The following is a 6,533-nucleotide window of genomic DNA, read 5'->3' on the forward strand; positions in this document are numbered from 1 at the left end:
TTTGCAAGGTCTTGACTGAAACTCCGATTTTTTTAGCAAATTCATGAGGTTTAAACATAAAGTCACTCTTATGTTTGTCTATGAGTGTACAGGTTTGTCTATTAAATTGTCAACTTAGGACAAGCTCAGTCCACAAGCGATCGCTGGATCAACTCTCAGAACTACACAACGTCGTGGCCGTGATCCAAAAAAATTATTTGAAGATGCAGAGGATGTTTTAAAGTTAGTTTCTGCAAAACATACAGGTGCTACATCCAGTCTTACCTATTATGAAGTATAATAAGCATTATTTAAACAACTGATATCAGTTGCTAAGGGTATGAGTAATGCTAGTACATTAAGAGTTCTTGCAGCCCGTTCTATTGTACCCCAAACAGTAACTGCGGTCAGGTTTTTTGGAATTAGTGTACTAGACTTAACGGCTGGAATTGTGGAAGCACAGTTAAACAATATGGAACTTTATATTAGGGGAATACGTGCGGCTGATGCACTTCATGTTGCCAGCGCAATTCAATTTGATGCAGAAGTTGTCATTTCTGTAGATGAGGATGTGTTGAAATTAGATGGTGTGATACTTAACAGCAGTGGCATTCCAATCAAATTCTGTGATACTGATGTGGCATTAAACGTATTATAAAATACACAATATTTGGAATACAACTAAAGAAGCAAGCGATCGCCCCACATTTCCCCCATATTTTCTAAATTCAATGATAATGATAAAAATTTTCAATAAGCTTTAGTATTTTTTCATAATTACAGCATGACGATTTCTCTGATAAAAGCCGAATTTTTCAGGCTTTTTAACTGGAAAGTGATCAAAAAGCAGTCAGCTTGACTAATTGATCAGGTTACGAGAAACTATAGGTTGATGGATGTAACTGCTAACCCAAATAATAACTTTCGTTAAGATTTTGAGATATATATTTTTAAAGATGGAACATTATGAACAAATGGCAACTTTTGTTTCTGTGTTCTTTCAGCAATAGAAAACTAACTCCGCTAAAGCAGTTAAGTCCAAGGGTACTATTGAGATTGGCATTCAGAGAATGGAAACACTAGAATTTATAATTTATCCCGACGGTCGAGTACAAGAGAAAGTCACTGGTATAGTGGGATATTCTTGTGCGGAGGTAACAGCAGCCATAGAAGCCCAACTGGGAAAAGTGGTAAATCAGCAGCCCACCTCAGAATTTTTCGCCAACAAAGCTACACAGGAATCAAGTGTAGTCAATACCCAAACTGCTTTTAGCGAATGGTAAGTTTTCCAAATCGTCTACTTTCATTGATTACAAACCGCCATGTCACACTTTAGCCAAATTAAAACTCAAATCCGCAACCTCGAATCCTTACAAGATGCACTTTCCGACTTAGGAGTAGACTGGAAACCAGGCCCTCGTGAAGTGCGTGGTTATCGTGGTCAAACTCATCCAGCCGAAGTTACCATTGAACAGGAAAATGGTTATGACATCGGTTTTAGATGGAATGGTCAGGAATACGAATTGGTAGCTGACTTACAATATTGGCAGCAAAATTTATCTGTAGATGGATTTTTGCGCCAAGTCACCCAACGTTATGCTTACCAAACAGTGATGAAAGAAACTGCCAAAGTTGGTTTCCAAGTTGCTGAAGAACAGAAAAATGCAGATGGTTCTATTCGTTTAGTGGTACAACGCTGGAGTGCGTAATGTCTCAATTGCAACCGTTCCCAGAAGATTTAGATAATAATCTAGACAATAATCCTTCCGGTTTAGAGCCAGAATTAGGCGGTTTTTTGCGAGATGAACCAGAAAGTTCTGGTTTAGAGCCGGAACTGGGCGGTTTGCTGCGACAGAAAGGAGTTTATGTCGATGAAATTACCTGTATAGGTTGTAAACACTGCGCCCATGTTGCTAGGAATACATTTTATATTGAACCTGATTATGGGCGATCGCGTGTAATTCGCCAAGATGGCGACTCAGAAGAGGTAATACAAGAAGCTATAGATACTTGTCCTGTAGACTGTATTCACTGGGTTGATTATACAGAACTGAGAAACCTGGAGGAAGACCGCAGATATCAGGTTATTCCTGTAGTGGGTTATCCGGTGGATCATGCGGTAGCTACCACAGAAAAACGTCGTAAAAAGCAGAGATTAGCAAAAAATCAATAATATAGCAGGAGTCAGGAGTCAGGATTTCAGAATTCTGATTACTTATATCAATTCAATACAATATATTGAATTGCTACTGCCTAGAGCGATCGCTGCATTTTGTCCACCAAAACCAAAACTCAAGCAGAGCATTTTTTGTATTTCTGTATTTCTTACTGTTGTCACAAAATTTAAATCAAATTCTGGCTGTTGCAATCCCACAGCAGGAGGTAATATTTTATGCTTTAAACTCAAAAGCGAAAATGCTACACCTAAAGCCCCCGATGCTCCTAGTGTATGACCTGTAGAGCCTTTGGTAGAACTAATAGCTACTTTTGGCGGAAATAAAGACTGTATAATTTTGCTCTCTATTCGGTCGTTGAGAATCGTAGCTGTACCATGAGCATGAATGTAGTCTATATCTGCGGGTGTTAAATTACTGCGTTCTAAACATTGCTTGATAGCAGCGATCGCACTCTTTCCTTCTGATTCCGGCTGAATACCATGAAACGCATCTGCTGTCAAGCCAAAACCCAGAATTTCCCCATAAATATTTTCTGGGTTGATTTGGCGTTGTTTTGCCGACTCCGCAGATTCCAGCACAAACACAGCACCACCTTCACCTAATACCAAACCTTCCCGGTGTAAATCAAAAGGATAAGCGCCTGTTTTTGCTAAAGCCCCCATTTGCTGAAATCCACAGATGGTAAGGGGTGTAACAGGTGCTTCCACTGCACCAGCGATCGCCCGTTGACATTGACCGCTTTGAATTAACATAGCAGCTTGGGAAATTGCCCAAATTCCCGTAGCGCAGGCCGCCATTGGTGCTAAAACTGGACCACAAGACCCGATTTGTCTGGCTACAGCGATCGCATTCATCAGTGGTAAAGTATCCAACCAATTTTCCAGATTTAATAATTCTGCGTTGGTATCTTGACCATACATTTGCTGTGCAAACTTCTCCCAAGACGCTTGATAGCTACGACTAGAACCAATGACCACAGCACAATCAGGCAAAGACGCTACTAATTCAGCATTTTGTAAAGCAGAATAAACAACCATCTGAGTGAGGGTACTCAAATCAGAAGGTTGTTGATTAATTAAACCTAGAGGAATTTTCCCCAGTTTTGGAAATGGTTGATGTAATTTAATTCCCGTTTTTAAGCATAGTAAATTTTGCCAGCTATCTTTCAAGCTGTTACCCAAAGCAGAAACTAAACCAATACCAGTAACAACAACCCTAACCAATTTTAGATTTTAGATTTTAGATTTTAGATTTTAGATTTTAGATTAGGAGTCAGGAGTCAGGAGTCAGGAGTCAGGAGTCAGGATTTCAAGGAGTCAGAAGTTATTAATTTTGACTTTTGACTTGATTTATTCCCTATTCCCTCTATTCAATAATGGACAATTAACAATTAACAATTGACAATTACCTCTCCCTTAAAATCAGAGGATTTCAAAAGCCGAATTTTGGCTTTTTCTCCCTTTAAAGGGGAGGTTTTAAACCTGGAATAAAACAATTATCAATTATCAATTGTCAATTGTCAATTATCAATTGATAACTACTGAGGAACTTTCAAGTTTTCAGCACCTTTAACTACTTTAGCAGAATCAATTTTATCGCCTTCCTGAATTTTATTAACTACATCAAAACCATCGGTTACATAACCAAAAACCGCGTAGTTACCATCTAAAAAGCCCAGATCCGCTAGAGCAAAATAAAACTGAGAAGAAGCAGAATCAGGCATTTGGGATCTTGCCATTGCTACAGCACCAAGTTTGTGAATCAAAACAGGCTTTTGAGTTATTGTTTGACCGTAAACTGGTTGCTCTGCACCTTCAGGCTTAATTTCTAAGGGTATACGGCGTTCAGTTTTCAGTTTTGGATCTATATAACCACCAGTTCCCCACAGTTGCGGGGAAGTATTGGAATCTTTACTTTGAGGATCACCACCTTGAACCACAAATGGCTGAGGTTCACGCACAACCCGATGGAATACCAAACCGTCGTAAACGCCTTTTTCGACTAAATCAACAAAGTTTCCCGCAGTAATGGGAGCATTATCACCATCGACTTCAATGGTAATTGGTGATCCTTTAACTGTCATCACTACAGTAGCCTTACCTTCGAGACGTGGTAAATTATTTATTCCGGGAACACTCTGATTATTTTTGTTTGATGGTGTTTTTGCCTCTTCAGTTGACTTGGAGGTAGCTGTGGAATTGGGAGATGTACTAGAAGCGACTTGATCAGCCGAACATCCAGTCAACATCAAACCACCAATCATCAACAGAAGGACTAAAAATTGTGAAAATTTTAACCGCATTGAAAGTTACTTACTCAACCAAAGTATCTTAGCAATTTTGGATTTTAGACTGGTGATTGGGGACTGGGGACTGGGGATTGGGGACTGGGGAGAAAAATTAAGTCAAAAGTCAAAATTAAAGAACTTCTGACTAATCCCTATTTCTTTCTTACTGTCACCTGTCACCTGACTCCTGATCCAAAATCCAAAATCCAAAATCCAAAATCTAGAGTCCTTCTAAGGGTACACCCAAAAAGCGAGCTAACTGAGCGCCTTGAGTTTCTAACTCAGCCAAAGATAAAGGTTGACCTACCCGTGTCAGGGGAATATCTCTTCTTCCCTTGACTTTCAGATAAAGTGCGCGTTGAGGATTTAGACCTTCTTTAATAGATATACGTACAGATTGTATATCTTGGATGCGGCTTTCAATCTCAATTTGGCGGTTTTTCCCAGGAAACCCCCAACGAAAGATTTTGAACTTGCCAGTTTCCTGGTTAAATTCGTTGTAACCGCCGCCTACATCCCATAAAATAACTAGCCACAGGTACAAGGCCAACAGTACACCAGCTATGCCATATAATCCCATCACCAATCCTTGAGGGACAAATACCAGTTGAGTGGGATCGGTGACAATGAGTAAATTGACTTTGAGATAGCTGGAAATGCCAGCCAATAAAAAGCCGGATGCTCCTAAACTAACAATAGTTGCCCACCAGTAGTTACTTAACCGACGAGAACCGAGAACATTTTGATGCAGGAGGCGATCGCTTTTATTAATCCTTGTTGATGCCGTCATTTTAGCTACCTTAGACCGTTATATATTCTCTGTGAACTGGGGACTGGCTAACCTGGGTAATGAGACAGGTATGGATCTAGATTTTAACTTCATTCACCCAAACCTTAAAGATATATTTTCTCCAGCATCAGCTTAAATCTTTTTATAGAAATTAACGCTATCAGCTTGTAGTAGCAGGACTTTCACTGTGTGGTTTGATATTGACACTCTGCGGTCTGAAGACACGCAGATTCTCTAAGAATAAGACCTGCTTAAAAGGAATAGTCAATTATTCCCCTACACGCTCAAAACAACTACTTACGGATAAGTGTTGCAATTGCGCTTACTTTTATATTTTTTTTGGCTTTCTGAGTCCATCGAATTATGGCGGTATACACTCTGTATCTTGCCTTTGCTTGTTTACCCAGGCTACGGTCAAAGCCGAGACGAGATAAATCAGGGGTTTCTCCTGATCAAAATACTTCTTCGTGCAGATGGTTATTCTTACTCGCCCCTTGATTATACCATCACGGCGAATTTATTCGCCGTTGGAACTTCCTCCATTGTAAGATAGCCAAGTGGCTTCCGTACCTTTCGACGATTTTATTGTGAGTCTTCTAGTGGAGATTTTAAAGGATTTTACCATTGTCCTGATCAAACTCCTGAATCATTTCCATCCTATCTAGCTGCTTATTATCATGCTAAATTTATGTTATTCAGATAATGTATATGAAAATTTATAAGTTTTATGAGAAAAGTTGTGTCATTTTGTTAAAATAGGGAAGGACGGTTAAGTTTTTCCGCCACGCTCCAAAACTCAAACTCAAGGGTTTTCAGCCCATTTTCTTATAATATTTGACTATTTTGACTATATTTTTGTGATTCAAAACCCAATACCAAATTAACTTGCGTATCTCCAGCGCAAACCATGAAGAATGTGATAAGTTAAGAATCATTAAGTTACCGCCAACCAAATGACTTGGTGATGGTAACAGATAGTGGCATAATTATGAGAAATGCCCAATTAATCAAGCGGTAAATTCTCAGAGTCTTAACTGCTAATCAGTAGCTAAGAGTGTCAAAAAAACGTTAAATTCCTCCTGGCAGTGGCTAAGGAAAAAACCTCCAAAAGCATCCTGCCTTAAAAACGTCGCAATTTTAGTAAAAAAGAGGATTTTAGTTCTCATGACCATCGCAGTTGGACGCGCCCCGTCAAGAGGGTGGTTTGACGTACTAGACGACTGGTTAAAGCGCGATCGCTTCGTATTCGTAGGTTGGTCAGGTGTTTTATTATTCCCCTGTGCCTTCCTCGCATTAGGCG

Annotated in this window: 7 protein-coding genes and 1 pseudogene; 5 read left to right on the plus strand and 3 right to left on the minus strand. The window is 39.6% G+C overall.

Annotated elements, in window-relative coordinates; translation table 11 throughout:
- Positions 1-319: 319 nt before the first annotated feature.
- The 4 genes from H6F45_RS26290 (at position 320) to H6F45_RS25835 (ending at position 2,152) form a co-directional block, all read left to right on the plus strand.
- Positions 320-637 (plus strand): hypothetical protein, encoded by a 318-nt coding sequence (locus H6F45_RS26290; RefSeq protein WP_199301916.1) that lies wholly within the window; start codon positions 320-322, stop codon positions 635-637.
- A gap of 412 nt (positions 638-1,049) precedes the next feature.
- Positions 1,050-1,262: a DUF2997 domain-containing protein gene (locus tag H6F45_RS25825; RefSeq protein WP_190348783.1), complete on the plus strand. Its 213-nt coding sequence runs from the start codon at positions 1,050-1,052 to the stop codon at positions 1,260-1,262.
- Between the two features lie 39 nt (positions 1,263-1,301).
- Entirely contained in the window at positions 1,302-1,688 is a 387-nt protein-coding gene (locus tag H6F45_RS25830) for a DUF1257 domain-containing protein (RefSeq protein ID WP_096566281.1), read from the plus strand.
- Positions 1,688-2,152, plus strand: a complete 465-nt coding sequence (locus H6F45_RS25835) for a ferredoxin (RefSeq protein ID WP_190348784.1) — start codon at positions 1,688-1,690, stop codon at positions 2,150-2,152. The genes H6F45_RS25830 and H6F45_RS25835 overlap by 1 nt, the downstream gene beginning before the upstream one ends.
- Before the next feature lie 42 nt (positions 2,153-2,194).
- Here H6F45_RS25835 and H6F45_RS25840 read toward each other — a convergent pair whose 3' ends face one another.
- The 3 genes from H6F45_RS25840 to H6F45_RS25850 all read right to left on the minus strand — a co-directional run bounded on the left by H6F45_RS25840 (position 2,195) and on the right by H6F45_RS25850 (position 5,233).
- A complete protein-coding gene (locus H6F45_RS25840) occupies positions 2,195-3,379 on the minus strand; it encodes a beta-ketoacyl-ACP synthase (protein ID WP_190348785.1) in 1,185 nt (394 codons plus the stop codon).
- Positions 3,380-3,693: 314 nt separating this feature from the next.
- Positions 3,694-4,458, minus strand: coding sequence for a peptidylprolyl isomerase (locus H6F45_RS25845; RefSeq protein WP_137668130.1), 765 nt, complete (start codon positions 4,456-4,458; stop codon positions 3,694-3,696).
- Between the two features lie 205 nt (positions 4,459-4,663).
- Positions 4,664-5,233: a photosystem I assembly protein Ycf4 gene (locus H6F45_RS25850; RefSeq protein WP_096566289.1), complete on the minus strand. Its 570-nt coding sequence runs from the start codon at positions 5,231-5,233 to the stop codon at positions 4,664-4,666.
- A 1,164-nt stretch (positions 5,234-6,397) separates the two neighbouring features.
- On the opposite strand from H6F45_RS25850, the pseudogene H6F45_RS25855 reads away from it, so the two are divergent.
- Positions 6,398-6,533 (plus strand): annotated as a pseudogene (locus H6F45_RS25855) (photosystem II D2 protein (photosystem q(a) protein)); the annotation flags it as partial.

This window comes from Sphaerospermopsis sp. FACHB-1194 (assembly GCF_014696235.1).
GTDB lineage: Bacteria > Cyanobacteriota > Cyanobacteriia > Cyanobacteriales > Nostocaceae > Sphaerospermopsis > Sphaerospermopsis kisseleviana.